Raw genomic sequence first — 25,250 nt, 5'->3', positions numbered from 1 at the left:
CGGAGGCCAGATAGTTGGTGCGGATCGTATCGAAGATCCGCGCCGATTTTCCCTTTTGACAATCCCATCTGCAGCGGCGATACCTCGTAGCCATGTCCGATATCAAAGTGAAAATTTGCGGTCTGTCGACCGAGGAGACCATGGAAGCTGCGCTGGACGCGGGAGCGGACATGGTCGGCTTGATGTTCTTCCCGAAGAGTCCGCGCCATGTGAGTTTGACCGAAGCTTGCAAACTTGCCGATATGGCCCGCGGCCGGGCGGAAATCGTCGCCGTGACAGTGAATATGGATCTGGACGGATTGTCGCGGATTAAGGAACTCGTCGGGCCGGACACGTTCCAGTTTCACGGGTCCGAAACGCCGGAATCCCTTGCCGCTGCCAAGGTCATGCACGGGACGAAGGTGATGAAGGCGATTTCGATTTCGGAAAAAGCGGATCTGGAACAAGCGCATTACTACGCTATTGTTGCAGATCGCATCCTGTTTGATGCCAAGCCGCCAAAAGACTCCGTTCTTCCAGGCGGCAACGGTGTTTCGTTCGACTGGACGGTTTTGAAAGATCTTGACCTGCCGAAGCCCTTCATGCTTTCCGGTGGTCTCAAAATGGACAATGTGGCTGAAGCCATTCGCCTCAGCGGCGCCAGGGAAATTGACCTTTCCTCCGGTGTTGAGCGGGAAAAGGGCGTAAAGGATCCGGATTTGATCCGGGCCTTCATGGCAGCAGTCAAAGGCGCTGAAGTAGCAGCGGTTAAGGAGTAGACGCGTGAACGACATGGCGAACAGCATCCGGACCGGACCGGACGACCGCGGGCATTTCGGTATCTTTGGGGGCCGCTACGTCGCCGAAACCCTCATGCCGCTCATTCTGGATCTCGAGAAGGAATACAAGGACGCCAAGAACGACCCGGCATTCCATGCTGAAGTCGAGAAGCTGAACACGCATTACACCGGACGTCCGTCGCCTCTCTATTTTGCAGAGCGGCTAACGGAAGAGCTTGGCGGCGCAAAGATCTACTTCAAGCGCGACGAGCTGAACCACACAGGGTCCCACAAGATCAACAATTGCCTGGGTCAGATCCTGCTTGCCAAGCGTATGGGCAAGACCCGGATTATCGCTGAAACCGGTGCTGGGCAGCATGGCGTGGCAACGGCCACCGTTTGTGCCCGCTTCGGCCTGCCCTGTGTGGTCTATATGGGGGCGACCGACGTCGAGCGTCAAAAGCCGAACGTGTTCCGGATGAAGCTACTTGGCGCGGAAATCGTGCCGGTGACAGCCGGCGCCGGGACGTTGAAAGACGCCATGAACGAGGCGCTGCGCGACTGGGTGACCAATGTCGATGACACCTATTACTTGATCGGAACAGCTGCCGGACCGCACCCTTATCCGGAGATGGTGCGTGACTTCCAGTCTGTTATCGGCAAAGAGCTGCGCGAGCAGATCCTTGAGGCCGAAGGGCGTTTGCCGGATGCGCTGGTTGCCTCTGTCGGTGGCGGTTCGAACGCAATCGGCATGTTCCACCCCTTCCTCGATGACAAGGACGTCAAGATCTACGGTGTGGAAGCTGGTGGCCACGGTTTGGACGGCGACGAGCATTGCGCGTCCCTGAACGCGGGCAAGCCGGGCGTTCTCCATGGAAACCGGACGTTTCTGCTGCAGGATGATGACGGCCAGATCCTTGAAGGCCATTCCATCTCGGCTGGATTGGATTATCCGGGCATCGGGCCGGAACACTCCTGGCTGAAAGACATCGGCCGTGTGGAGTATGTTCCGATCATGGACACGGAAGCGCTGGATGCTTTTCAGATGCTGACACGGGTGGAAGGGATCATTCCGGCGCTTGAGCCTGCCCATGCTCTGGCACAGGTCGCAAAGCTTGCCCCGCAGATGGGAAAGGATCAGATCCTAGTCATGAACCTGTGCGGCCGCGGCGACAAGGATGTCTTTGCGGTGGGGCAGATGCTTGGCTTCGATCTCTGAAGCTTGCGCCGTTTAAATGAAGAAGCCGTGCGCCGCTGGCAGCACGGCTTTTTCATGCGTTGTCCGTAAACACGACCCTTAACAACATTTGCCGTCCGCGTGCGTCCAGCCGCTCGGCCTGACGGGCCAAGGCGGGATCCGCAGCTGTCAGACGTTCCGCGATGTTCGGTGTTTTTGTCTGCCGTTTCCCGCGATAATCGCGCATATGCCTGATGACCTTTTCATGGATAGGTTCGGGAGGCGGTTCAAACAGGGAATGGGCCATTGTCATTTCCTCGCTGTTTCTTGTCATTGCCATATCTTATAGGTGCACATTGTGCGTTTTTTAAGATCGCAATATTGCGGATATCAGGAGGCTGTAAGTGGGGCCCGGGCCGCTTTTCGAACTATCGAGCTACCCGGAATCAGCAAGGCTGCGCTGCAAACTTAACAATCGTATACACTCGTATACGCGTTATCCTTGCAGGTGAGAGAAACGATTGTCCGTTTCTGCGTCCTTGAAAGGAGCCAAAAGATGCGTTTTCGGAACCTGGCAAACATTTTTGCTGAAATCGGCAATGCTCAAAGAATGACTGCCGACTACAACAGAATGAGCGTCATGAGCACGCAGCGCTTGTCGGAACTTGGTTTGGAGCGCCATGAAATTGCCCCCTACGTCTTCCGCAAACACTATGGCAAAAGTTGAACCACGCTCCTAGGTCAGCTTCTTTTCGCCCGCTAGGGCGGTTCAAAGATTGACATCGGCTTGTTCGCTCCCCTACATCGCCATGAGCTCATAGTCTTGGAGGTAGCCGCACTAGGTGCGGAAAGGGTGACGCTGAATGACCGAAACGCGAATTGACCGCCGCTTTAACGCCTGCGCAGAGGCCGGCCGCCCTGCTCTTGTGACCTTTGTGACGGCTGGCGATCCGGATCTGGACACATCGCAAGCTATTTTGAATGCCCTTCCTGCCGCTGGTGCTGACGTCATCGAACTCGGAATGCCGTTTTCGGATCCGATGGCCGAAGGTATCCCTATCCAGCTCGCCAACCAGCGGGCATTGGCCGCCGGCCAAACCATGGACAAGACGCTGGACATGGTGCGCGCCTTCCGGAAGCAGGACCAAGACACGCCGATCATCCTGATGGGATACTTCAATCCGATCTATGTGCGTGATCCGAAGAAGTTCGTCCATGTCGCGAAAGAAGCGGGTGTGGACGGCTTTATTATCGTCGATATTCCTGCTGAAGCCGATGACGAACTGTGCCTCCCCGCTCTTGACGCTGGACTGAACTTCATCCGGCTCGCAACCCCGACGACGGACGACAAGCGCTTACCGGCTGTTCTGGCCAATACCTCCGGTTTCGTCTATTACGTATCGGTAACTGGGATCACCGGCGCAAATATTGCCGATACCGGGCGCGTAACAGCGGCCGTTAACCGGATCAAGTCCCATACGGAACTGCCTGTTGCTGTCGGATTCGGCGTGAAAACGTCTGATCAGGCGGCGGTTATCGGCAAGGACGCGGATGGTGTGGTGGTCGGATCGGTGCTCGTCAATGCGATCAAGGACACACTTGATGCGGACGGTAATGCGACTGACAAGACAGTCGAGGCAGTCACGGCCGTGGTGGCGGACTTGGCAGCTGGCTGCGCCCGCGCGCGGGCTGCTTAAGCTACCGGACCAAGAATTGAATGCTATCGGGCGGAAACCTATCTCCGCTTTGTGTAACTCGAGTAGACGGACGCGTTTGACGTGAACTGGATAAATTCAATTGTGCGCCCCAAGATCCGGGATCTTTGGAAGAAGCGCGAAGTTCCGGAAAACCTATGGATCAAGTGCCCGGAAACCGGTGAAATGGTTTTTCACCGTGACCTTGAGGCCAATTTGTGGGTTGTTCCGAACTCCGGTCACCATATGCGTATGCCGGCCCGCAAACGCCTGGAAAGTTTCTTCGATAACGGGGCTTATGACCACATTGATGCACCAGAGGTGCAGGCTGATCCGCTGAAATTCCGGGACAGCAAGCGGTACACCGACCGCATGAAGGAAGCACGCTCCAAGACGGGTGAGCATGAAGCCGTTCATGTGGCGCAGGGCAAAGTCAACGGCATGGACATCACAGCCGCTGTTCAGGACTTTGCGTTTGTCGGTGGCTCCCTCGGCATGGCGGTCGGTGAAGCCATCTTGACCGGTATGATGAAGGCCGTGGACGACAAGACACCATTTGTCATGTTCGCAGCTTCCGGCGGCGCGCGGATGCAGGAGGGTATTCTTTCCTTGATGCAGATGCCGCGCGTTACAGTGGGTGTTCAGATGCTGCGGGACGCAGGCCTGCCCTATGTCGTGGTTTTGACCAATCCCACCACCGGAGGTGTGTCTGCGTCCTATGCAATGCTGGGCGACGTGCACATCGCCGAGCCGGGCGCAATGATCGGATTTGCAGGCCGCCGGGTTATCGAACAGACCGTCCGGGAGAAGCTTCCCGATGATTTCCAGACCGCTGAATACCTTATCGATCATGGCATGATCGACATGGTTGTTCCCCGTCAGGAGATGAAAAACACCATCTCCCGTATCTGCGGCATTCTGCTCAAGCGCGAGGTCGAGTTGCCTGCTTTGACCGATCAATCGGCTGAAGCAGATGGCGAGGAAGAAGCTGCGGCGGAAGCCGAAGCAGCCGAAAAAACAGAACCTGCTCAAGCGGCCCAATAACCATTGTAATTTCCGGCTGTGACGTCGTTTCTGCGCCACGGCCGGTCATTTACAGACACCCGTAGCGCCGCGAACCGCATTACGTCCTAGTTCCGGACTTTTCATGAATATGAGGACCCTGCGGAGGGCGCCTTGGACCAAATCACCCAGATCCTAGACCGTCTTCTGGCGCTTCATCCCAAGGAGATTGATCTATCCCTTGGCCGGATGGAACGGCTTTTGGCTGCGCTCGGCTCGCCGCATACCAAATTACCCCCGGTGATCCATGTCGCGGGGACGAACGGCAAGGGATCGGTAACTGCGACCATGCGCGCGATCCTTGAGGCCTCCGGCAAACGCTGCCATGTCTACACGTCGCCCCATCTCGTGTCCTTTAATGAGCGCATTCGCCTGGGGCATGACGGGCAATTTGTCCCCGATCCGCTGCTTTATGATGCCCTGCACAGATGTGAAGAGGCCAATGCAGGGTCGGAAATCACCTTCTTCGAGATTACAACCGCCGCTGCCTTCCTGCTGTTTTCCGAACATCCAGCTGACGTTGTGCTGCTGGAAGTTGGGCTTGGTGGGCGTCTTGATGCGACCAACATGATCGAGAAGCCTCTGGTCTCGGTCATCACGCCGGTGTCGATGGATCACGAGAAGTTCCTCGGCAACGATCTTGCCGCCATTGCAGCCGAGAAGGCCGGGATCATTAAAAACGGTCAGCCAGTTGTCTGCGCACCGCAAGACGACGCTGCTATTCGCGTGATCGAGCGCCAGGCTGCCCGCTGCAAGTCTTCCCTGCAGGTGTCCGGCCAGGATTTTCAGGCTGTTCCAGACCACGGACGCATGGTGTTCCAGGACCAGGACCAGCTCATTGATCTTCCCTGTCCCGCTCTTGGCGGAGCGCATCAGTTCGACAATACGGGCCTCGCTATCGCTGCACTGAAGGCGGCCGGTCTGTTGCCGGATGCAGCCACCCTGTCCCAAGGGCTGCGGAATGTGAGATGGCCAGGCCGCCTTCAGCCGGTTGGCCACGGCCCTTTGCTCGACATCTGTCCGGAAGGCGCGGAGTTCTGGATTGATGGTGGCCACAACCCGGGAGCGGGTGTGTCCGTGTCCCGGTTCATGGGCGAACTGGAAGAGCGCTCGCCAAGACCCTTGTATCTCATAGCGGGTATGCTGGTCACAAAGGACCCTGTTGGCTTTTTCCGGCCGTTCCATGGGCTGGTACATCATGTCGGGACGGTTCCGATCACAACGACCAATACCGGCCGGTCTCCGGAAGAGCTTGCCGATTTGGCTCGATGTGCGGAGCTGGAGGCAACGCCGTTTCAATCGCTGGACGCGGCCCTTGCAGATGTGGCAGCTTGCGCGAAGGCCGATGGTGTGCCGCCGCGGATATTGGTGTGCGGATCGCTCTACCTGGCCGGAGAAGTACTCGTCCGGAACGGAATGCTGCCCGATTGATCTCCGCTCCGGCATGTCATGCTTGAAAAGGGTGATTTATGCTGCAGCCGGATAGTTTCCTGAAACCTATTGCAATTGCATTCCTCGGATTGGGTCTTCTGGCTGGACCGGCGCATGCGCTCACGGAAAACTACGAGACGCCGCCAGAGGCGGACCCAGCCAAGATACTGGATGGAAAGCAGCTGGGACCTGGTTATGCAGTGCTCAATCCCGTGCGCAGTGACGGCTTCCTGAGAATCTATCAACTTCAAACCGATCAGGGCGTGGAGCAGATCGAAGGGGATGGTCTCTTGAAACTCCGGCTTGCGGAAATAAAGGCGCTTGTCGGATTGGAGAGCCTGAAAAACGATGCAAGCTTTGTGGATGGCTTGAAAGAAGCCGCCAAAAAACCGGTCGAATTTGTGGAAAGCACGGTGACCGATCCGGTTGGGACCGCAAAAAGCACGGTATCCGGAGTGGGGCGCATGTTCAGCCGGATAGGCCGGGGTGTTGAGGCAGCTGTAACCGGTAATGCGGGATCGCCGGCCGACCTTGCAAAAGCAATCACGGGTCAGGCCGAAGCGCGCCGGGAGCTTGCCGTCGAAATTGGCGTCGACCCTTATACGTTTTACCAGCCGCTCTCCGCAAAACTGGACGAAACGGCAAGTGTTACAACTGCTGGCGGTTGGACGGTCAGTGCAATTACAGCGCTGCTGCCCGGCGGCATTATCATCAACGCAACGCGGACGGCCGATAACTTCCGCAATCTGATTGTTGATAGCACACCGTCCGAACTGGAAGCCCGCACGGAGGAAACGTTTCGCAAAGCGGGCATTTCAGAACCCTCCATTCAGGCGATCAAGGCCAACCCGCATTTCACCCTTTCGGAAAAAACGGTAATTGCCTACCGGCTCCAGGCCATGCCGAGTGTTCAGAATTTGGATGTTCTCGCTGCTAGAGCCGGAGAGGCGGACAGCCGCACGGTCGCTTATTTCCAGTTGCGCCGTATTGTTCTTGCAGAGACCTATCACCGCACCGTTTCGGGCCTTGGAAAGATCGAGGAAATAGGCGGCGTGCCGGTAGGGATCCGTTTGGATGGGCAGGCGGCGGTCATCTTGCCTCTGGACAGTGTTGCCTGGACTGAAACGGTGGCCCGCACATTCGCCGGTGTCCATGAGGGGCTCGGAGCACTGCCGTTTCCACCCACCGCCGTCGATTTTCTAATCACGGGTGATTTGACTCCAACGGCCGCTGAGCGGATCACGTCACTGGGCTGGGACATTACGGGAAGTTATCCGATGCCGGAGGGCCCAGTGCACTAAACCGGGCTGGCAAACGAATAGGTGTGTGGATCAAATACACTCCAGAACCGGGCCTGACAGGCCGCTTTCCCATCCAAGGATCGCGCGCTTGCGGGTAAGTCCCCAATGATAGCCGCCGAGTTTGCCGCCTTTGGCCAGTACCCGGTGGCACGGGACGACAAAGGAAATCGGATTCCGGCCAACAGCCGTTCCAACGGCCCGCGATGCTTTCGGATTTCCAAGTTTTGCCGCGATGTCCGAATAGGTCGTCGCTTTGCCCATCGGGATTTTCAAAAGGGTCTGCCAGACGCGAATTTCGAAATCCGTTCCGATCATCACAATGTTCAGCGGCTGGTCTTGCTGCCACTTCTGCGGACTGAACACACGGCGGGCGTAAGGTTCCGTTCGATTCTGGTCCTGGACGAACCGCGCTGCGGGCCACCGGCTGCACATGTCTTCAAGAGCGGTCTCTTCTTCCCCCGGATCGGCAAAGCCAAGCCCGGCCAAGCCTTTGCCGGTTGCCATGATCAAGACCTGGCCGAAGGGAGACGGATGGAACCCGTAAAGGATATCCAGACCAGCGCCACGGCTCCGGTAGTCACCCGGTGTCATGGCTTCATGTGTGACGAACAGATCATGCAGCCGGGAGGATCCGGATAGTCCCACATCATAAGAGGCGTCTAGAACACTCGCTGAATCCCGCAAAAGCGCCTTGGCATGGTCGAGCGTGATCGCCTGAAGAAATTGCTTCGGGGTCAGGCCCGCCCAGCGGGAAAAAACCCTTTGAAGCTGAATGGGCTGAAGCCCGGCTTCATTTGCGAGTTGTTCCAGGGTCGGCTGCTCGCGCCAGTCCTGTGTAATCCGTTTGAGGGTTTGACGGACGACTTTGTAGTGTTCCGCAGCCTCCGTCCCGACCGATACGGGCTGCGGCTTGGATGCCGCGACTGAAAGATCGAATGGTTTGGTCATGGGTCAGCCTTGGGGTGTTCGTTTTTCTGATCCTATGAACTTCGTGGAATGTGTGCGACCCGATTTGCGAGCCGGGCGCTATCCAAGAACGTCTTCAAAGCTCCCCGGGGAGACTGCAGGACTCTTCCGTGTTGTCAGCAACAAGTTCGTTTCCGTTCCGGCGATGCCATCGATCAACCGGATGCGGTTCAAAACGTCATCAAATGCTGCAAGGTCCCGTGTCGCGATATCCAGAACCAGGTCCCATTTTCCGTTTGTCGAGTGAATGGCCCTGACCTCGGTCAAGGCGCCGAGTGTTTTGGCAACAGGATCTGTGCTTTGTCCGTCGATCAGCACCAGGGTCACAGCACGGATCGGCAGATCCCGCCAGTCATCTCTTAATACCGCCGTAAATCCCAGAATTTCGCCGTTTTCCAGCAGTTTGTCCATGCGGGCCCGGACGGTCGCACGGGAAATCTTGAGGTCACTTGCCAAATCGGACACCGACCGGCGGCCATCATGGCGAAGAATCGAGACCAGCCGAAGATCTAGATCATCCATTATCACATTCTGCATAATTGAACTTAGCAAAATGATAAATCTGGCTGCTATTTTGATCAAGTCTGCAGATTTACTCTGCCGCGTCAATTTCGCACACTTCGTCCGGGTCATTTCAAGATGCGGTGGGAATAAACGTGGAACGCCAGGAGATTGTCCTTGTCGGGGCACCGGTCGAGGAAGGGGCAGGCCGCAAGGGCTGTGTCATGGGGCCAGACGCTTACCGGACCGCGGGCCTTGCGGTCACATTGGAAGCGCTCGGTCATGCCGTGAAGGATCTCGGCAATTTGAAGCCGGCGCAGACCGGGAACGTGCGTGCACCCAACGGGACGGTAAAGAATTTTGCTGCATATGCAGGCTGGACCCGTGTCCTTCATGCTCAGGCTGCGGCGCTGGGCTCAAAGAACGTGTTTCCGATTTATCTGGGCGGCGATCATTCCATCGCGGCCGGGACGGTGTCGGGCCAGGCAAAGGCCGCGGCGGAGCGCAACCGGCCGCTTTTTGTTTTGTGGCTCGATGCGCATTCGGACTTTCATACTCTGGACAGCACGGCGAGCGGCAACCTCCATGGCACACCTCTGGCATTTGTCGCCGGCATGCCGGGGTTCGACGGTTTGCTGGGCCAGGCATTGGCGCATCCCGTCACCCCCCAAAACATTGAGGTCATGGGTGTCAGGTCTATTGACGATCCTGAGCGCGCTCTGCTGCTGGATCAGGGCGTCGGCGTCAGCGATATGCGCCGCATAGACGAGGAAGGCATTCCGGCCATCCTGTCTGCATTTTTGAACCGGGTGAAGGCGGCAAACGGATTGCTTCACGTCAGTCTTGACGTCGATTTTCTGGATCCTGAAATCGCCCCGGCTGTCGGTACGACCGTTCCGGGCGGCACCACCTTCCGTGAGGCGCATCTGGTCATGGAAATGCTCCATGACAGCGGTCTCGTCTCTTCCCTCGACCTTGTGGAACTGAACCCTTTTCTCGATGAACGCGGAAAAACCGCACGCTTGATGGTTGATCTCGCGGGCAGCTTGTTCGGCCGCCGTGTTTTCGACCGTCCAACAAGAAGCTTCTAGAGGTGAACAAGATGTCCAAATACTTGAATCTGGAACCGTCGGATCTGGCCTACGTGCCGTTCGTGAGCGTCGATAACATGATGCGGAATGTGCGGGCCATCGGTGCGGAAGCCTTCATGCGCGGCATTGCCGAGTATATTGAAGCGGATTTTCTGCGTTGGGAGAGCTTTGACAAGAAAGCGCGCATTCCTGCGCATGCACCGCAAGGCGTCATCGAGCTGATGCCGACGAGTGATGGCAAGACTTTCGGCTTCAAATACGTCAACGGTCATCCGGGCAACACGCGGGACGGTCTGCAGACGGTCACCGGATTTGGCGTATTGTCGGATCTGACGACGGGATATCCGGTTCTGTTTACCGAGATGACCATCCTGACCGCTCTTCGCACAGCGGCCAATTCGGCTCTGGCTGCAAAATATCTTGCGCCCAAGGGCTCCAAGACCATGGCCATGATCGGAAACGGAGCACAATCCGATTTTCAGTGCCTGGCGTTCAAGGAAATCCTCGGCATCACCGATATCCGGGCCTATGACATTGAACCGGAAGCAAGCGTCCGTTTGGCGCGGAATCTCGCCAATTCCGGGCTCAACGTCACAATTTGCAAGACCCCGGAAGACGCCATGGAAGGCGCGCAGATCGTGACAACGGCGACAGCCGACAAGAAACAGGCGACCATTCTGACCGACAACATGATCGGTACTGGCGTTCATATCAATGCGGTTGGTGGTGATTGTCCCGGCAAGACGGAGCTTCACAAGGATATCCTGCTGCGCTCGGACATTTTCGTCGAGTTTCCGGATCAGACCCACATTGAGGGAGAGTTTCAGCAACTTGACAGGGATCACCCGGTCACGGAGCTCTGGCAGGTTTACGCAGGCAAGGCGCCAGGACGGACATCCGAGAACCAGATCACGCTTTTTGACAGTGTTGGCTTTGCAATCGAGGACTTTGCCGCTTTGCGCTATGTGCATGATCTTCTTCCCAAAACGGGGCATTTCGAGAAGCTTGATTTGCTGGCGGACCCGGATGATCCGCGGGATCTTTACGGAATGGTGCTGCGCTCGGCGGCAGCCGATGACAATCAGGCAGCTTGATCCCACCATTCGCTTGATTGTACAGACCCTTGCCACCGCCTCGGCGGTGGCTTTTTTGGTCTTTGGCCCAAACTTTTGCCTGGCTGCCGACAAGAGCTGCCAAATAGTATAAGCGGTCATGAGCGCCCTGCAGTCGCAGCGAATGGCCGAGGAGGTGGTTTTGGACTGGTCGAACTTACTGGATGGAAACCGCTTGGCTGACTCCGGTTATGCTGAGCGTGCGAACCGGCCGACATATGTCCAGGACGCGGACAGGATTACATTTTCCGCGCCTTTCCGGCGTCTTGCCAACAAGACCCAGGTTCATCCGCTTTATGAAAACGACCACCTGCACCACCGGCTGATCCACAGTCTCGAAACCAGCAGCATTGGCCGGTCCTTGGGGATGGAAGTGGGCGTTTGGCTTGAAGATCAGGGACTGATCGCAGCTGGCGACAGACATCGGATTGCCGGGATCGTCGGTGCTGCGTGCCTTGCCCACGACATCGGCAATCCGCCCTTCGGGCATTCTGGCGAAGCGGCCATCGGAGGCTGGTTTGAAGAGCGGTTCGCTTCCAGCCAGCCGTTGTTTTCCGAAATGGACAGTAGCCTGCGTGCTGAATTTACGGAGTTTGAAGGCAATGCCCAGGGCTTCCGCATCCTGACGCGCCTTGAGATGTACCGCAACGATGGTGGCATGCGGTTGTCCCGGGGTGTTCTTGGTGCCTTTTCAAAGTATCCGGTAACAGCGCGGGTCCGCCACACCATCCCGGACACTACCTATTGCGGGTTAAAGAAATTCGGCGTTTTTCAAAGTGAAATGCCGCTGTTTGAAGAAGTTGCCGATGCCGTCGGCCTTCCGCAGGAAGGCGGAGACAGCAGGACCTGGTGGCGCCGGCATCCGCTTGTGTTCCTGGTCGAAGCGGCGGATGACATTTGCTACAACATTGTTGATCTGGAAGATGCGTTCACATCGGGGGATCTGAGCGCCGAGACGGTCATTGACCATCTTGAGCCGCTCACCCGCAAGTCCAATCAGGATCTTTCCGGCATGGCCGCCTCCGAGCGGATCGCCTATGCAAGGGCGCGGGGGATCGGAGTGGCGATCAACGCATGTGTCGAGGCGTTCAAGGATAATTATCCTGCGATCATGGATGGCACATTTTCAGATGCGTTGATCGACCGGTCCGCCAAGGCCGAAGACTTTCAGGCAATCAAAAAACTGGCGCGCGAAAGCCTGTTCACCTCACCGCGCAAGACAGCGCTGGAGGTTCAGGGCCGCAACGTTGTGCACCGGGTGCTTGATGGTGTTTCTGATGTTTACACCCGACTACAGGCCGCTGATTGGGATCCAGACCGCCTCAGTTCCTATCACCGCCAGCTGGTGCAAACTGCCGCGATCGACATCAGCGATGTTCACGACAGCTACACCGCCCTGCATTCGCTCGCCGACTATGTTTCTGGAATGACCGACCGGTATGCCGTCAAGATTGCCCGTTTGCTGTCAGGTGTTTAGGGCGGTTTCGATTTCCTGAACCACAGCCCCAGCTGCCGCACCCGGATCGGGTGCCTGGGATATCGGGCGGCCAACGACCAGGTAATCACTTCCGGCCTTGATGGCATCAAGGGGTGTCATCACCCGGCGCTGGTCATTGGCGGCGCTTCCGGCCGGCCGGATACCGGGTGTTACGATGACCATGTCTGTGCCGAGCGTTTGGCGCATCCTGCCAGCTTCCGTTGCCGCGCACACGATCCCGCCGATGCCCGCGTCCCTCGCATCCCTGGCGCGGGCTTCAACGAGTTCGGAGACAGGGCCACGATACCCGGCGGCCTGCAAATCGGCTTCATCCATCGAGGTCAGAACCGTCACACCCAAAATGCAAAGGTTCGGATTGCCCTCCGCAGTTAATCCTTTGACGGCAGCCCGCATTGTTTTCGGATAAGCGTGAACGGTCATGAAGGTCATGCCCATTTTTGCAATATTCTGGACGGCCTTTTGGATCGTATTGTCAATGTCATGAAGTTTGACATCGAGGAAAACCTTCTTGCCGGCCTTTGCCAGTTCGCGCGCAAATTCCAACCCACCGGCGAATTGCAGTTCCATCCCAATTTTGTAAACGCCGACCTTGCCCTCAGTGGCCGCCACGAGCGTCTCGGCTTCCCCAATGGTTGGGACGTCAAGCGGGAGCATTAAGCGATCAACGGCTGTCTTGGGAGCGAAGGAACTGGTGAGCATTGCAATCTCCGGGCATGTCAGGTGCGGCCCGTGACTATCATCATGAAACACCGGGCGCTATTGATTTCCGGGCGGGAGCGGAAACCGGAACCTCCGGCCTCTCCCGGTTAGAGGTATGATGGCAGGATATAGCTCCGGTGCCGATGCGGACAAAATGTCTGGCCACGGCCCTATTTCATTAGACGGGTCAGGCTGCTACAACAGCCGCCGCTATTTTGTTTTCCGGCGCTAAGGGCCGGATGGAAGGAGTTACCCGTCAATGCGCACCGCCAGCGTATCGCGCGACACCAAGGAAACCCGCATCTCCGTGGACATCAACCTTGATGGCACCGGCACCTATGACGTGAAAACAGGTATCGGGTTCTTCGACCATATGCTGGAGCAGCTGGCGCGCCATTCGCTGATCGATATCAAGGTCCGTGCAGATGGTGATACCCATATCGATTTCCATCACACGGTGGAAGATACCGGTATTGCCCTGGGGCAGGCCCTGTCCAAAGCGCTTGGCGACATGGCCGGGATCACCCGGTATGCCGATACCCATCTTGCGATGGACGAAGCGCTGACCCGCTGCACGCTCGATGTGTCCGGACGCCCATTTCTGGTGTGGGACGTAAGCTTTGACCGTGACAAGATCGGTGAGTTTGATACAGAATTGTTCGAAGAGTTTTTCCGCGCCTTCTCCATGAATGCTGGAATTACCCTTCATATTGCCAACCTTTATGGATCCAATTGCCACCATATCGCCGAAACCTGCTTCAAGGCGGTGGCCCGGACCCTGCGGACGGCGATAGAGATTGATCCGCGACAGGCTAACCGCGTGCCGACAACCAAGGGCCAACTGGGCGGCTGAGGATACGGGCATATGACCACTTTCGTTGTAATGGCGCCGCCGGATTTTGAAACCTTGGCAGGCGATCCTCGGCAGACCGATAAATTGCAGTTTGTTCCCGACCGGTTTTCTCCGCTCGCATTTGTGTTTTCGATTGTGTGGATGCTGGTCCACCGGCTGTGGCTGGTGCTGCTTGGCTATCTCGCAATTACCCTGGTGATTGAAATCGTTGCGCTGAGTATCAATGAGGCTGCCATGGCGGTCGCCGCTCTGGCGATTTCTCTGCTGTTTGGATTTGAGGCTCAGGCACTCCGGCGCTGGTCGCTCGGGCGAAAAGGCTGGCGCACACTCGGCGTTGTCGATGCGGTTAACCGGGACGAAGCCGAGATCCGCTTCTTTCATGGAGAGGCCCGCAAACTCGACCCGGTTTATCAATCGGTTGAGAAGAAGACACAGCGCGCCGCCAGGGAGCCGATTGTTCCCCGCATTGGCAGTGAGCGCGTCGTTGGGCTGACGCTCGGCCCGGAGACCCGTCAATGACAATTGCGATTATTGATTACGGCTCGGGTAACCTGCGCTCGGCCGAGAAGGCGTTTGAGCGCGCGGCCCGCGCTCACGCCCATGTGCCGGACGTGATTGTGACCGCCGACCCCGAGCGCGTCGTGAAGGCGGACCGGATCGTGTTGCCTGGTGTGGGGGCCTTTGCCGATTGCAAACGCGGTTTGTGGGCGGTTGACGGGATGCCGGACGCTCTTGAAGAAGCTGTCCGCGTGAATGGAAAGCCGTTTTTTGGCATTTGCGTCGGCATGCAGCTTATGGCTGCGCGGGGGCTGGAGTTTGAAACTGTCGATGGCCTTGGCTGGATCGGCGGCGACGTCACGGCGATGGCGCCATCGGATCCTGCCTTGAAGATCCCGCATATGGGCTGGAATACAATCAATGTGCGGGCGGAAAGCCATCCTGTTTTCAAGGGGATCGAAACCGGTCCGAACGGGCTGCACGCCTATTTCGTGCATTCCTATCACTTTTCCTGCGCACAAGAGGCCGAACGGCTGGCAACCTTCGATTATGCCGGCACGTTTACTGCCATGGTGGCAAAGGACAACATGATCGGCACTCAGTTCCACCCTGAAAAAAGCCAGCATCTTGGCCTCGAACTGATTGCCAATTTCTTGGATTGGACGCCGTAAGGGGGGAGAGACTATGGCTAAGGGGTACTGGGTTGCACGGGTCGACGTGCGCGATGCGGATGGATATCCAGCCTACGTGGAAACGGCCAAGCCGGCCTTTGAACGGTTTGGGGCCAAATTTCTTGCCCGGGGCGGAAAGACCGATGCGATTGAAGGCCCGGGCCGGGCGCGGAACGTGATAATCGAATTTCCGACCTTTCAACACGCGGTCGATTGTTATAACTCCCCCGAATATCAGGAAGCGGCGGCGATCCGCCAGAAGGTTGCCGATGGCGAAATCGTCATCGTGGAAGGAATTTAAGACAAGATGATCCTGTTTCCCGCCATCGACCTCAAAGACGGCCAATGCGTGCGTCTCAAGCTCGGCGATATGGACCAGGCAACGGTGTTCAATGATGATCCCGGTGCTCAAGCCAAAACTTTCGAGAGCCAAGGCTTCGAATGGCTGCATGTGGTCGATCTGAACGGCGCGTTCGCGGGTGAAAGTGTCAATGGCGCGGCTGTGGATGCGATTTTGGCGTCCACGAAAAACCCGGTTCAGCTGGGGGGCGGCATTCGCACGCTGGAGCATATCGAGGCCTGGCTCGACAAGGGCATCACGCGTGTGATCCTTGGGACAGTCGCCGTCCGGGACCCGGAACTGGTTAAGGCTGCCTGCCGGAAATTCCCGGGCAAGGTTGCCGTCGGCATTGATGCCAAGGGTGGCTATGTCGCAGTCGAGGGCTGGGCGGAAACCTCCGAGCTGACGGCGGTCGATTTGGCGAAACGGTTTGAAGATGCTGGTGTCTCAGCGATCATCTACACGGATATCGACCGGGACGGGATCCTGAAGGGCCTTAACATCCCGTCGACCCTGGAGCTTGCAAGGGCCGTTTCCATTCCGGTGATTGCCTCGGGCGGGCTTGCGTCGATCGACGATATCCACCGGCTTCTGGAGCCGGATTGCACGATCCTCGAGGGGGCCATCTCTGGCCGTGCGCTCTATGACGGACGCCTCGATCCCAAGGAAGCTATGGAGCTGATTGCAAAAGCCCGGAGTGCGGCATGACCCTCAAAGCCCGTGTCATTCCTTGCCTCGACGTGAAAGACGGCCGTGTCGTCAAGGGCGTCAATTTTGTGGATCTGGTCGATGCCGGAGACCCGGTTGAGGCGGCCAAGGCGTATGACGCGGCCGGGGCGGACGAACTTTGCTTTCTCGATATCACGGCGAGCCACGAGGGCCGGGACACCATCTACGATGTGGTGCGGCGGACCGCGGAAGCCTGTTTCATGCCCGTCACCGTGGGCGGCGGCGTGCGCACGGTCGAGGATATCCGCAAATTGCTGATCGCTGGTGCGGACAAAGTGTCCATCAACACCGCTGCTGTTAAAAATCCTGATTTTGTGCGCGAGGCGGCCGAAAAATTCGGGGCCCAGTGCATTGTTGTCTCGATTGATGCCAAACAGGTCAACGAACCGGGCGAACCGGAGAAATTCGATATCTTCACTCATGGCGGCCGGACAGCGAGCGGCATAGATGCGATTGAATTTGCAAAAAAGGTCGTGGCGCTGGGCGCGGGTGAATTGCTTGTGACATCCATGGACCGGGACGGTACCAAATCAGGTTACAATCTGGCTCTCACCAGCGCGATTGCGGACGCGGTGCCCGTTCCGGTAATTGCGTCCGGCGGCGTCGGCACGCTCGACCATATGGTTGAAGGTATCCGGGACGGACACGCGACAGCGGTTCTGGCGGCCTCGATTTTCCACTTTGGTGAATACTCGATCCAGGAAACGAAAAGGCACATGGCCGCTGCCGGAATACCCATGCGGCTCGATCCTTGACCCTCACCTATTCCCTTGGGACATACGACCAATGACGAAGTTCACACTGGACGATCTCGACGCCATTATCGCGGCGCGCGCGGTAAGTGAGGACGAGGGGTCCTACACGCGTAAGCTCATGAAGAAGGGCGTTTCCAAATGCGCCCAGAAGCTGGGGGAAGAAGCGGTGGAGGCAGCGATAGCTGCCGTCAAGCATGACCGGGAAGAGCTGACCGGTGAAGCAGCCGATGTGCTTTACCATCTGCTGGTTGTTCTCAACATTTGCGACGTATCGTTGGCCGATGTCATGGCGGAGCTGGCCCGCCGGACAAGCCAGACAGGACTTGAAGAAAAGGCATCGCGGCCGCAGGATTAGGCCGCACCGCCAAGCGCCACCGCAGCAGGGACTGCGAATTGATGGATCAGAAAGTCGTCACCGCCCTGGACATGGACCTGTCCCCCTACAGGGTATTTTCCGAACGCCAATGGTCGCGTCTGCGTGCTGACACGCCGATGACGTTGAGCGCGCAGGAAGTGTCACAGCTTCAGGGTCTCAACGCGCCCATGTCCATTGAGCAGGTGGAGACGATCTATCTGCCAATGTCGCGACTGCTGGCACATTATGCGGAAGCGACTGTTGCTCTCCATAAAGCGACACAGAAATTTCTTGGTACACGGGATGGCAAGACCCCCTTCATAATCGGGGTAGCCGGATCGGTTTCTGTTGGCAAATCAACGACCAGCCGTGTTCTCAGAGAGCTTCTGGCGCGCTGGCCTGCCAGCCCGAAGGTGGATTTGGTCACAACGGACGGCTTTCTCTATCCCAACGCGGTCCTCGAAGCCGAAGGGCTTATGTCGAAGAAGGGATTTCCGGAAAGTTTTGACCGGCCCCGTCTGCTAAAATTCCTTTCGGACATCAAGGCTGACAAGCGTCATGTCCGGGCACCGGTCTATTCGCACTTCTACTATGATGTCATGCCGGGTCATACGGTCGTGGTGGACAAGCCCGACATCCTCATCGTTGAGGGCTTGAATGTCCTTCAAACGAGAGAGTTGCCCAAGGATGGCCGCGCCGTCCCGTTCGTCTCCGATTTCTTCGATTTCTCCGTCTATATGGATGCCGACGAAGACCTGCTTCTGAGATGGTATGTTGATCGTTTCATGCGGCTGCGCGAGACAGCGTTCCGTGATCCGGGTTCCTACTTTCATAAGTATTCGCGCATCACCGATACCGAAGCCCTGGAAACCGCGAACCGGATCTGGCGGGAGATCAACCTGGTCAACTTGAGAGAAAACATCCTGCCGACCCGGCCGCGCGCGGACCTCATTCTAACCAAGAACGCCAGCCACCGGATCTCTAAAGTCGCGCTGCGACGCGTTTGAAAAAAGGCCCGCAGCTAACGCTGCGAGCCTTTTGATTTACACGTTGCCGTTTGCGTTATGCAGCCGAGCGGGCCCTGACTTCCGCCAGGAACGTGCCAACCTGATCTCTGAGAGAGACCGCGTTGTCACGCAGCTGTTGAGCTGAGCTGTCGACGCTTTCGGCGGTATCGCGGGTGTTTTCCGCAGCCGAGGCCACACTTTCGATATTGGTTGTCACATCGACCGTGCTGCGCGACGCCTCCGTCGCGTTGCTCGCGATTTCCTGGGTGGCAACGCCCTGCTCCTCAACAGAAGAGGAGATCGAGGATGCGATTTCGTTCATGTTGTTGATGATCCCGGTTACAGACGAGATCGCACTGGCCGCGTGGCCGGTTTCATCCTGAATGGCGCTAATCTGGCTGGAGATTTCCTCCGTTGCCTTTGACGTCTGCGTTGCGAGTTCTTTCACCTCGGCTGCAACAACCGCGAAGCCCTTGCCGGCTTCACCAGCGCGTGCAGCCTCGATTGTGGCGTTCAGTGCCAGCAGGTTTGTCTGCTCGGCAATCGCCTGGATCAGCGTGACAACTTCGCCGATACGGCCGGCCGATTCAGACAGGCCGTTCATCCGCTGAGTTGCGGATTGGGCCTCAGATGCGGCCTGTGCCGCAATTTCGCTTGAGGATTGTACCTGGCGCCGGATTTCATTAACCGAAGCTGACAGTTCCTCGGCCGCCGCGGCCACGGTTTCTACGTTGTGCGATGCCTGCGAAGAGGCGTGCGACACCCGGCCGCTCTGTTCCGTCGTTTGAGCGGCGACGGTGGTCATGTTGGCCGATGCTGCCTGCAGACCCTGAACCGACCCATCAATGATGTTGAGCATATCCATGATCTGCTGATCGAAGTCGCTGCTGAGCTGCTGAATTTCCGCGCCCTTGCGGGCGGCATCTTCCTGCGAGGCACTCTGGAGATGTTCAAGTTCGCGGCGGGATGCCTCGTTCTTGACAAACACTTCCATCGCGGAGGCCATCTGGCCGATCTCGTCGCCGCGGCCAGCGCCTTCAATCGTGATATCGGTATTGCCTTCCGACAGCAGGCTCATGTTCTGGGTCAAGGCCCGTAGCGGACGCACAGTCTGATGAACGGCAACCATGGCAATGGCAATCGAGATGCCGGCACCGATCGCAGCAAGAAGCAGGATCACTGTTGCGGAATTCCAATAGGCGGCATCCAGGTCATCGATGTAAACGCCGGTACCGATCATCCAGTTCCAAGGATCGAAGCCAGCGCCCCAGCCATATTTTTCAATGGCAATGTCGCTGTTTGCGCGCGGCCAGAAGTAAAGCAGAGAGTCGCCGCCGGCCTTTGCATGACGGATGAGTTCGGCGACAATTTTCACGCCGGTCTTGTCCTCAAATCCCATCATGTTCGTCCCGACAAGGGATGTCTTCGGATGGATCAGATTGGTCCCGTCATAGTCATAGGCAAACAGATAGTTGTCGCCTTCGAAACGCATGGCTCCAATGGCCGCTTTCGCAGCTGCTTGGGCCTCATCCCGGGTCAGAGCGCCCGCTTTCTCCTGCTCATGGAAATAGGCCGCAATAGACACGCCCGTATTCGAGATCTGTTTGATCTTAGCGATGCGCTCGTCAAACATTGCGCCGTAAAGGCTGTTCAGGCTGATGGCGCAGATCGCGGCAGTAAAGAGCAGAATTGTCAGGATCGGAAGACTGATCTTCCAGGTGATGGGCCAGCGAGCAAATGACATTGTTGGTGATTCCCTGGGTGAAATTTTCCCAGAGTAAACACCTAAAGAGTTGATAAATTGGTTAATAAGCGGCGGGAAACTACGTACACGTGAGCAATGGTGCAGTAACATAGTACTGCAACCAAAGATTAATTTAAGGAATCTAAAGCACCAAATACGCGTATTACGAAAGTGACCCAAAACGCTTTTTCACGTTAGGCCCACCACCACAAACCGCTCAGATCTGCGCTTGAGGCGTCACCGGCGCGCGCAAAACACATCGCGCAATCCAGGGCGGGACCAGGTTGCGTTTTGAACTTGGCCTTTCAGTACGTGCCCCTGACCTTCGAAATAGAAGGTGTTGGCGCCCCCCTGCCTTTGCAGAGTTACGGCCCCATATCCCATTTCCGCGACAGTTGCCGAATTGCCGTCCGGCGCGAACACGACATTCAGATCGATCCCGGCCGTGCAGAGATAGTCAGCTACATTGCTGAGGGCTGTTTGCTGCGGTGCGCCGAAGGATGGGTTGGCGCCCCCAACCGTGCCAGGGGGAACCGGTCCAGCCGGAAAGCCCTGATTCTGCTGACCAAACGGCGCGTTTTGCGGTGTTCCCCAGGGATCGCCAATCACCCCATTTGAAGGGGACGAACCTGCGGGGCCATTGATCACCACCTCGCGGTAAGGTGTCCGGGTAACGTATATCCCACGGCATTGACCGTTGCCGTCGCGAATGGTCCAGGCATGGGAAACGTAGGTTTGCTGCTCAAGAATTTGACCCGGCTCCAGGCGCGCATAGGCCCGTTCTCCGCCACGGTAGTCCACCCAGTTGACTTCTACAGTCTGCTGGCTGGCATTGCGGAAAACGATCTGTCCCGGACGGACGGCCTCTACGGACCGCACCCGGCCAAGTTCACTGCAAGCCATATCCGATGATGCCTCAAGCGCCGGTGCACCAAAGGCATCATCTGACACAATTTGTTGCGGAAGGGCGCAGGTGGCGCTGAACAGCCGGACCGGGTTGGCACTGCCGCTTAAGGAGACCTGATAGGCAGGCATGCCCTCCACAGCGATCGACAGTTCGGACTGGCGGATCAGGGCATCCCAGATCGGATCCGTCATTTCCACATTCACCTGCGGCAGGGAGATCCCCGCTTCGTTGTTCGGCGAGGATCCGAATGCGGTGTAAGTGGTGCTGAAATCGCTTGCTGTGATCTGCACGGTTTGCGGCATCCCCTCCGCGAGCCCGGCGGGGGCTTGCTGGAAGGTGATCAAGGCAAACCCGGACTGTGTTCCGCATTGGGCGAGGAAATCCCGGTCATCCGTTTGAGGAACCGTATGCTGCAAGACCGAAAGGGATCCGGGCTGGCTGCCTGGCTCTGCAAGCCACTCGCGGGCATCTGACTGAACAACGAGCGCCGGCTGGGAATTTGGTGTCAGCGCTCCGCCGTCTTGCTGGTTCAAACGCTCTTGCACCATCGATTCAAAATCGCTGGGCGGCAGTGACGCTGTTTCCGTACCATTTGCCCCAGGTGTTGAAATCGGTGTGTCAACTTGATCGAGCGGCTTTAGCCCGCCAGTTCCTTCAGGTGGATCGACGGCCACAATTGAAGGGCTTTCGGATTGGGGCTGCTGGGCTGGCGTATTGGTTGATGCCGAAGGTGTTTCGGCCGGACTTGACGTGACCGGACCCGCTTGGACGCCCGAAGTGGTTCCAACGACCCTGGCCGCAGCGCCCGGCTTGCCATCGTTGGACACATCAACGACCAAGGTACTGCCGCTGCAAATGTTGGCATCCCTGTGGAGGATACGGCTGTTTTCCAGAGTGACTTCCAGCTTTACATCGCAAGGGGGCGCGGAATTATCGCTGCCGAAGGTATCAATCACCACACCCTTGTCATCACGGCTGATGATGGCCCGGAATTTCTTGTTGACGGTGATGGCCCGGATGCCCGGTTCTGGCGGATCAACGTTGATCCGCAGTGTTTCCGGCGCTGATTGCGCGAAGGCGCTTGAGGCCGCAAAAAGAGCCACGGCGCTGGACACAGCCGTAAGATATGGCCGCATGGGCCGTGAACTGGAAGCAAATGGGTGGGCACGCTTCATCAGCGTTCTCCGTCAAAGCGCAAGTCAATCATCATCTTGGGGTTACTTACGCAAAGTGGCGGCGAAAGGGCAAGCCCGCAATGATCAGCGGGCCTTCCCTCACCTCGGTGCGCGTTTTGCGAGAATACGCTGAAGCGTGCGCCGGTGCATGTTGAGCCGGCGCGCCGTTTCGGAAACATTCCGGTCACAAAGCTCGTAAACACGCTGAATATGTTCCCAGCGGACCCGGTCCGCCGACATCGGATTTTCCGGCGGTTCGGCCTTGTCTTCCGGTTTCCGGGAAAGAGCGGCCAGGATATCATCCGGGTCCGCGGGTTTGGCGAGATAGTCGATTGCGCCCAGTTTCACAGCGTTCACAGCCGTCGCGATGTTGCCATAGCCTGTCAAAACAATGGCCCGGGAGTCCGGCCGTTTGCGGCGGAGCATTTCGATAACATCGAGGCCGTTCCCGTCTTCAAGGCGCATGTCCACGATGGCGAAGGCGGGTGCCGTCTGGGTTATCTTCGCAGCTGCATCCTGGACACCATCCGCTGTTACGGTCTCGAACCCGCGTTTTTCCATGGCGCGGGCCAGACGCTGCTGAAACGGCTTGTCATCGTCGACTATCAGAAGGCTCTGACCGTCCATGTTTTCACCTGATGTCATTGGCTCAACCATTCCGTTCGCTTCTCAGTGCTTTACGCGGCATGTGTCAAATCGGATGATTTGCACACTCATGGGGCCGGAAACACGTCGTTTAACTTGTTATGGGGTACTGCCGGTGGTTCGTCCACTTCAAGCGCCTGTTCAAACACGGATCTTGGCCAGCTGACACGGACATAGGCACCGTTCTTTGGTGGTGCCCGGTTGTCGACATGAAGCTTGGCGCCGGTCCGCTCCAGCAGGGTCTTGGCAATAAAGATCCCGAGACCAAGCCCACCGCCCGTTGCCTTGGACTTTGCCCGGCTGCCGCGGATCGACACGTAAGGATCGCCGATCTTGGAGAAAAGTTCCTGGGAGAATCCCGGACCGTCATCCTTGATCGTAATGGCAAGACTAGTCTCATCCCAGCTTGCCGAGACTTCGACGTGGGACTTTGCAAAATCGATGGCATTTTCCAGAAGGTTGCCAAGACCGTAGCGGATCGCTGCGTTCCGCTGGCCGACGGGCTCCAAGCCCTCGCCGCTATGGGACGAATGAATGGCAACCCCTGCCCCGCGATGCGGATCGATCAGCTCTTCGATCAACTGGGACACCGGCATGCGCTGGTAGGTCTTGTCTTCCTCGCTGGACAGGTTAGTCAATTGCCGCAAGATTCCCCGGCAGCGTTCCGCCTGGGACCGGATCAGTTCAATGTCCTCGGCCCGGTGGTCACCCTCCTCGAATTCGTCACGCAGTTCCTTGGTTACCAGGTAAATCGTCGCAAGCGGCGTGCCGAGCTCATGGGCGGCTGCCGTTGCCAGGCCGTCGAGCGCATTCAGATGCTGCTCACGTGCCAGCACAAGTTCGGTCGCGGCAAGAGCATCGGCCAGCTGGCGGGCTTCTTCGGCCACCCGGAACGCATAGACCGCCATGAAGCCCAGCGTTGAGACCAGCGCGATCCAGATCCCGACCGAATACACCACCGGCAGGCTGAAGGTTTCCTCTGTGGGCCAGGGCAGCGGCAGATGAAAAACGGCCAGTATGGTGGCGCAGCACGTGGCAAGCGCACCCAGCGCCAGCGTGTAGCGGGCCGACAGCCCCGTGGCTGACACCATGACCGGCGCCATCAACAAAAACGCAAACGGATTGCCCAACCCGCCCGTGAGGAACAACAGGCCGCTCATCTGCAGGATGTCATAGGCCAGCTGCAGCATGGCCGAGAATTCCGGCAGGCGCTTTGCCGTCGGGGTGCGGATCTTCAAGAGGATGTTCAGCCAGGCGGACAGCGCCACCAGGGCGAAGGCGGGACCGGCGGGAAGCGGATATCCGAGCCCAACATAGACAACAAGCAGCGCCGCACTCTGGCCGCCGACCGCCAGCCAGCGCAGCCTGACCAGTGTGTCGAGCTTCAGGCGTCTGTGCGGCAGTGTGATGTTCGAGGTTGGATGTTCCGACATATGTGCTTTTTTGGCGGGCATTCCCGGGGTTGGCAAGGGGCGGCTCTTGTGCAGGCCGGTCCAAGATGCTAGCCACCGGCTAACACGGTTGCCGGACGACGCGGACCGGCCGCCTGCATGGGAGCCGACACGGTTTCCTAACCTGCAGCACCGCGAAACGGAATGAGACAAGATGACCGACACCAATGACGGCGGCGCGCAGCCGCAGGCGGAAGGCGCCAGCGCCGCGCCGGGTATGCATATCCTTGGTCAATACATCAAGGACCTGTCTTTCGAGAACCCGAATGCGCCAAAATCCCTGACACAGGGCGAGCAGCCGAAACTGGACATCAATGTCAATGTCGGCGCGCAGCAGATGGGCGAAGACCAATTCGAAGTCATCCTGACCCTGAATGCCAAGGCCGAGCGCCCGGACATGGTGATGTTCAACGTCGAGCTTGTCTATGCCGGTCTTTTCAAGATCACGGGCGTGCCGAAAGAGCACATGCATCCGTTTGTCATGATCGAATGCCCGCGCATGATCTTCCCATATGCCCGCAACATCCTCTCTGAGGCGACCCGCAATGGCGGTTTCCCGCCGCTGATGCTGGATCCGATCGACTTCGCACAGCTTTACCGGCAGAACATGGCCAACCAGGCCGCTGCCGAGCAAGCCGAAGGCCAGAAGCCGAACTAAGCTCTGGTTTTCAAGACGTCTCCAAAACCCGCATCGGCCACCGGTGCGGGTTTTTTACTGTTCTTCGCTGCGAGAGATAATCTGGAAAACCGTGCGCAGAGCGGGTAAGGCAGCTAATAGTTGAAACGGCTTCACGCACCGGGGGCGTCAATAGTGGCTTATTATCTTGAGC

General features: G+C 57.7%; 27 protein-coding genes. 19 read left to right on the top strand and 8 right to left on the bottom strand.

The features are described from left to right. Nucleotides 1-92 precede the first annotated feature (92 nt). Both E1180_RS06935 and trpB read left to right on the top strand, forming a co-directional pair. The gene (locus E1180_RS06935) at nucleotides 93-758 is read left to right on the top strand and encodes a phosphoribosylanthranilate isomerase (protein ID WP_155190446.1); all 666 of its coding nucleotides are present in this window, start codon (nucleotides 93-95) and stop codon (nucleotides 756-758) included. 13 nt (nucleotides 759-771) lie between these two features. Continuing rightward, nucleotides 772-1,977 (top strand): tryptophan synthase subunit beta, encoded by a 1,206-nt coding sequence (trpB, locus tag E1180_RS06930; protein WP_155190510.1) that lies wholly within the window; start codon nucleotides 772-774, stop codon nucleotides 1,975-1,977. A gap of 52 nt (nucleotides 1,978-2,029) precedes the next feature. On the opposite strand, the gene E1180_RS06925 is transcribed toward trpB, so the two are convergent. Continuing rightward, the gene (locus E1180_RS06925) at nucleotides 2,030-2,269 is read right to left on the bottom strand and encodes a hypothetical protein (protein ID WP_155190445.1); all 240 of its coding nucleotides are present in this window, start codon (nucleotides 2,267-2,269) and stop codon (nucleotides 2,030-2,032) included. A gap of 222 nt (nucleotides 2,270-2,491) precedes the next feature. On the opposite strand from E1180_RS06925, the gene E1180_RS06920 reads away from it, so the two are divergent. The 5 genes from E1180_RS06920 to E1180_RS06900 all read left to right on the top strand — a co-directional run bounded on the left by E1180_RS06920 (nucleotide 2,492) and on the right by E1180_RS06900 (nucleotide 7,423). Beyond that, nucleotides 2,492-2,662, top strand: coding sequence for a hypothetical protein (locus tag E1180_RS06920; RefSeq protein WP_155190444.1), 171 nt, complete (start codon nucleotides 2,492-2,494; stop codon nucleotides 2,660-2,662). Between the two features lie 136 nt (nucleotides 2,663-2,798). Next, nucleotides 2,799-3,632: a tryptophan synthase subunit alpha gene (gene trpA / locus E1180_RS06915; protein WP_155190443.1), complete on the top strand. Its 834-nt coding sequence runs from the start codon at nucleotides 2,799-2,801 to the stop codon at nucleotides 3,630-3,632. A gap of 81 nt (nucleotides 3,633-3,713) precedes the next feature. Further along, on the top strand, nucleotides 3,714-4,673 hold the full coding sequence (gene accD, locus E1180_RS06910; RefSeq protein WP_283404585.1) for an acetyl-CoA carboxylase, carboxyltransferase subunit beta: 960 nt from the start codon (nucleotides 3,714-3,716) through the stop codon (nucleotides 4,671-4,673). Nucleotides 4,674-4,805: 132 nt separating this feature from the next. Beyond that, a complete protein-coding gene (locus E1180_RS06905) occupies nucleotides 4,806-6,122 on the top strand; it encodes a bifunctional folylpolyglutamate synthase/dihydrofolate synthase (RefSeq protein WP_196220553.1) in 1,317 nt (438 codons plus the stop codon). Between the two features lie 38 nt (nucleotides 6,123-6,160). Next, nucleotides 6,161-7,423, top strand: a complete 1,263-nt coding sequence (locus tag E1180_RS06900; protein WP_155190442.1) for a hypothetical protein — start codon at nucleotides 6,161-6,163, stop codon at nucleotides 7,421-7,423. A 30-nt stretch (nucleotides 7,424-7,453) separates the two neighbouring features. Here E1180_RS06900 and E1180_RS06895 read toward each other — a convergent pair whose 3' ends face one another. Both E1180_RS06895 and E1180_RS06890 read right to left on the bottom strand, forming a co-directional pair. Further along, nucleotides 7,454-8,371, bottom strand: coding sequence for a methylated-DNA--[protein]-cysteine S-methyltransferase (locus E1180_RS06895; RefSeq protein ID WP_155190441.1), 918 nt, complete (start codon nucleotides 8,369-8,371; stop codon nucleotides 7,454-7,456). A 78-nt stretch (nucleotides 8,372-8,449) separates the two neighbouring features. Further along, nucleotides 8,450-8,911: an Lrp/AsnC family transcriptional regulator gene (locus E1180_RS06890; RefSeq protein WP_155190440.1), complete on the bottom strand. Its 462-nt coding sequence runs from the start codon at nucleotides 8,909-8,911 to the stop codon at nucleotides 8,450-8,452. A gap of 134 nt (nucleotides 8,912-9,045) precedes the next feature. Between E1180_RS06890 and rocF the strand changes: the two genes are divergently transcribed. The 3 genes from rocF to dgt all read left to right on the top strand — a co-directional run bounded on the left by rocF (nucleotide 9,046) and on the right by dgt (nucleotide 12,570). After that, nucleotides 9,046-9,981 (top strand): arginase, encoded by a 936-nt coding sequence (gene rocF / locus E1180_RS06885; protein WP_482822446.1) that lies wholly within the window; start codon nucleotides 9,046-9,048, stop codon nucleotides 9,979-9,981. A gap of 11 nt (nucleotides 9,982-9,992) precedes the next feature. Continuing rightward, nucleotides 9,993-11,075, top strand: a complete 1,083-nt coding sequence (locus E1180_RS06880; RefSeq protein WP_155190438.1) for an ornithine cyclodeaminase — start codon at nucleotides 9,993-9,995, stop codon at nucleotides 11,073-11,075. A gap of 118 nt (nucleotides 11,076-11,193) precedes the next feature. Continuing rightward, nucleotides 11,194-12,570, top strand: a complete 1,377-nt coding sequence (dgt, locus tag E1180_RS06875; protein ID WP_244313987.1) for a dGTP triphosphohydrolase — start codon at nucleotides 11,194-11,196, stop codon at nucleotides 12,568-12,570. Here the strand turns inward: dgt and pyrF are convergent. Beyond that, nucleotides 12,559-13,290: an orotidine-5'-phosphate decarboxylase gene (gene pyrF / locus E1180_RS06870; RefSeq protein WP_155190437.1), complete on the bottom strand. Its 732-nt coding sequence runs from the start codon at nucleotides 13,288-13,290 to the stop codon at nucleotides 12,559-12,561. The genes dgt and pyrF overlap by 12 nt on opposite strands. 259 nt (nucleotides 13,291-13,549) lie before the next feature. Between pyrF and hisB the strand changes: the two genes are divergently transcribed. From hisB to coaA, 8 genes are read left to right on the top strand one after another with little or no spacing between them, the layout of a single operon-like run. Then, the gene (gene hisB / locus E1180_RS06865) at nucleotides 13,550-14,143 is read left to right on the top strand and encodes an imidazoleglycerol-phosphate dehydratase HisB (protein ID WP_155190436.1); all 594 of its coding nucleotides are present in this window, start codon (nucleotides 13,550-13,552) and stop codon (nucleotides 14,141-14,143) included. A 12-nt stretch (nucleotides 14,144-14,155) separates the two neighbouring features. Next, nucleotides 14,156-14,662 (top strand): DUF2628 domain-containing protein, encoded by a 507-nt coding sequence (locus E1180_RS06860; protein WP_155190435.1) that lies wholly within the window; start codon nucleotides 14,156-14,158, stop codon nucleotides 14,660-14,662. Then, entirely contained in the window at nucleotides 14,659-15,312 is a 654-nt protein-coding gene (gene hisH, locus E1180_RS06855) for an imidazole glycerol phosphate synthase subunit HisH (RefSeq protein ID WP_155190434.1), read from the top strand. The genes E1180_RS06860 and hisH overlap by 4 nt, the downstream gene beginning before the upstream one ends. Before the next feature lie 13 nt (nucleotides 15,313-15,325). Continuing rightward, nucleotides 15,326-15,613 carry a DUF1330 domain-containing protein gene (locus E1180_RS06850; RefSeq protein ID WP_155190433.1) on the top strand — a complete coding sequence of 96 codons (288 nt, stop codon included), beginning with the start codon at nucleotides 15,326-15,328 and terminating at the stop codon, nucleotides 15,611-15,613. 6 nt (nucleotides 15,614-15,619) lie between these two features. Continuing rightward, complete coding sequence (gene hisA / locus E1180_RS06845; protein WP_155190432.1) at nucleotides 15,620-16,360, top strand: 1-(5-phosphoribosyl)-5-[(5-phosphoribosylamino)methylideneamino]imidazole-4-carboxamide isomerase; 741 nt, start codon at nucleotides 15,620-15,622, stop codon at nucleotides 16,358-16,360. After that, nucleotides 16,357-17,136, top strand: a complete 780-nt coding sequence (gene hisF, locus E1180_RS06840) for an imidazole glycerol phosphate synthase subunit HisF (RefSeq protein ID WP_155190431.1) — start codon at nucleotides 16,357-16,359, stop codon at nucleotides 17,134-17,136. The genes hisA and hisF overlap by 4 nt, the downstream gene beginning before the upstream one ends. Nucleotides 17,137-17,167: 31 nt before the next feature. Continuing rightward, a complete protein-coding gene (locus E1180_RS06835) occupies nucleotides 17,168-17,491 on the top strand; it encodes a phosphoribosyl-ATP diphosphatase (RefSeq protein ID WP_155190430.1) in 324 nt (107 codons plus the stop codon). Between the two features lie 41 nt (nucleotides 17,492-17,532). Then, entirely contained in the window at nucleotides 17,533-18,498 is a 966-nt protein-coding gene (gene coaA / locus E1180_RS06830; protein WP_155190429.1) for a type I pantothenate kinase, read from the top strand. Nucleotides 18,499-18,553: 55 nt separating this feature from the next. Here the strand turns inward: coaA and E1180_RS06825 are convergent, their stop codons facing one another. The 4 genes from E1180_RS06825 to E1180_RS06810 all read right to left on the bottom strand — a co-directional run bounded on the left by E1180_RS06825 (nucleotide 18,554) and on the right by E1180_RS06810 (nucleotide 24,402). Further along, the gene (locus E1180_RS06825) at nucleotides 18,554-20,242 is read right to left on the bottom strand and encodes a methyl-accepting chemotaxis protein (RefSeq protein ID WP_155190428.1); all 1,689 of its coding nucleotides are present in this window, start codon (nucleotides 20,240-20,242) and stop codon (nucleotides 18,554-18,556) included. Nucleotides 20,243-20,479: 237 nt separating this feature from the next. Further along, nucleotides 20,480-22,324 (bottom strand): VHL beta domain-containing protein, encoded by a 1,845-nt coding sequence (locus E1180_RS06820; RefSeq protein ID WP_208996978.1) that lies wholly within the window; start codon nucleotides 22,322-22,324, stop codon nucleotides 20,480-20,482. A gap of 99 nt (nucleotides 22,325-22,423) precedes the next feature. Then, entirely contained in the window at nucleotides 22,424-22,981 is a 558-nt protein-coding gene (locus E1180_RS06815) for an ActR/PrrA/RegA family redox response regulator transcription factor (protein WP_155190427.1), read from the bottom strand. Between the two features lie 56 nt (nucleotides 22,982-23,037). Then, nucleotides 23,038-24,402 carry an ActS/PrrB/RegB family redox-sensitive histidine kinase gene (locus E1180_RS06810; protein ID WP_155190426.1) on the bottom strand — a complete coding sequence of 455 codons (1,365 nt, stop codon included), beginning with the start codon at nucleotides 24,400-24,402 and terminating at the stop codon, nucleotides 23,038-23,040. Between the two features lie 172 nt (nucleotides 24,403-24,574). On the opposite strand from E1180_RS06810, the gene secB reads away from it, so the two are divergent. Then, entirely contained in the window at nucleotides 24,575-25,078 is a 504-nt protein-coding gene (gene secB, locus E1180_RS06805; RefSeq protein ID WP_155190425.1) for a protein-export chaperone SecB, read from the top strand. Nucleotides 25,079-25,250 lie beyond the last annotated feature (172 nt).

Origin of the sequence: Roseibium denhamense (assembly GCF_009711415.1) — a bacterium.
Taxonomy (GTDB): domain Bacteria; phylum Pseudomonadota; class Alphaproteobacteria; order Rhizobiales; family Stappiaceae; genus Roseibium; species Roseibium denhamense.
The sequence above is the reverse complement of the archived record's forward strand: the minus strand, read 5'-3'. Positions and strand labels throughout refer to the sequence as shown.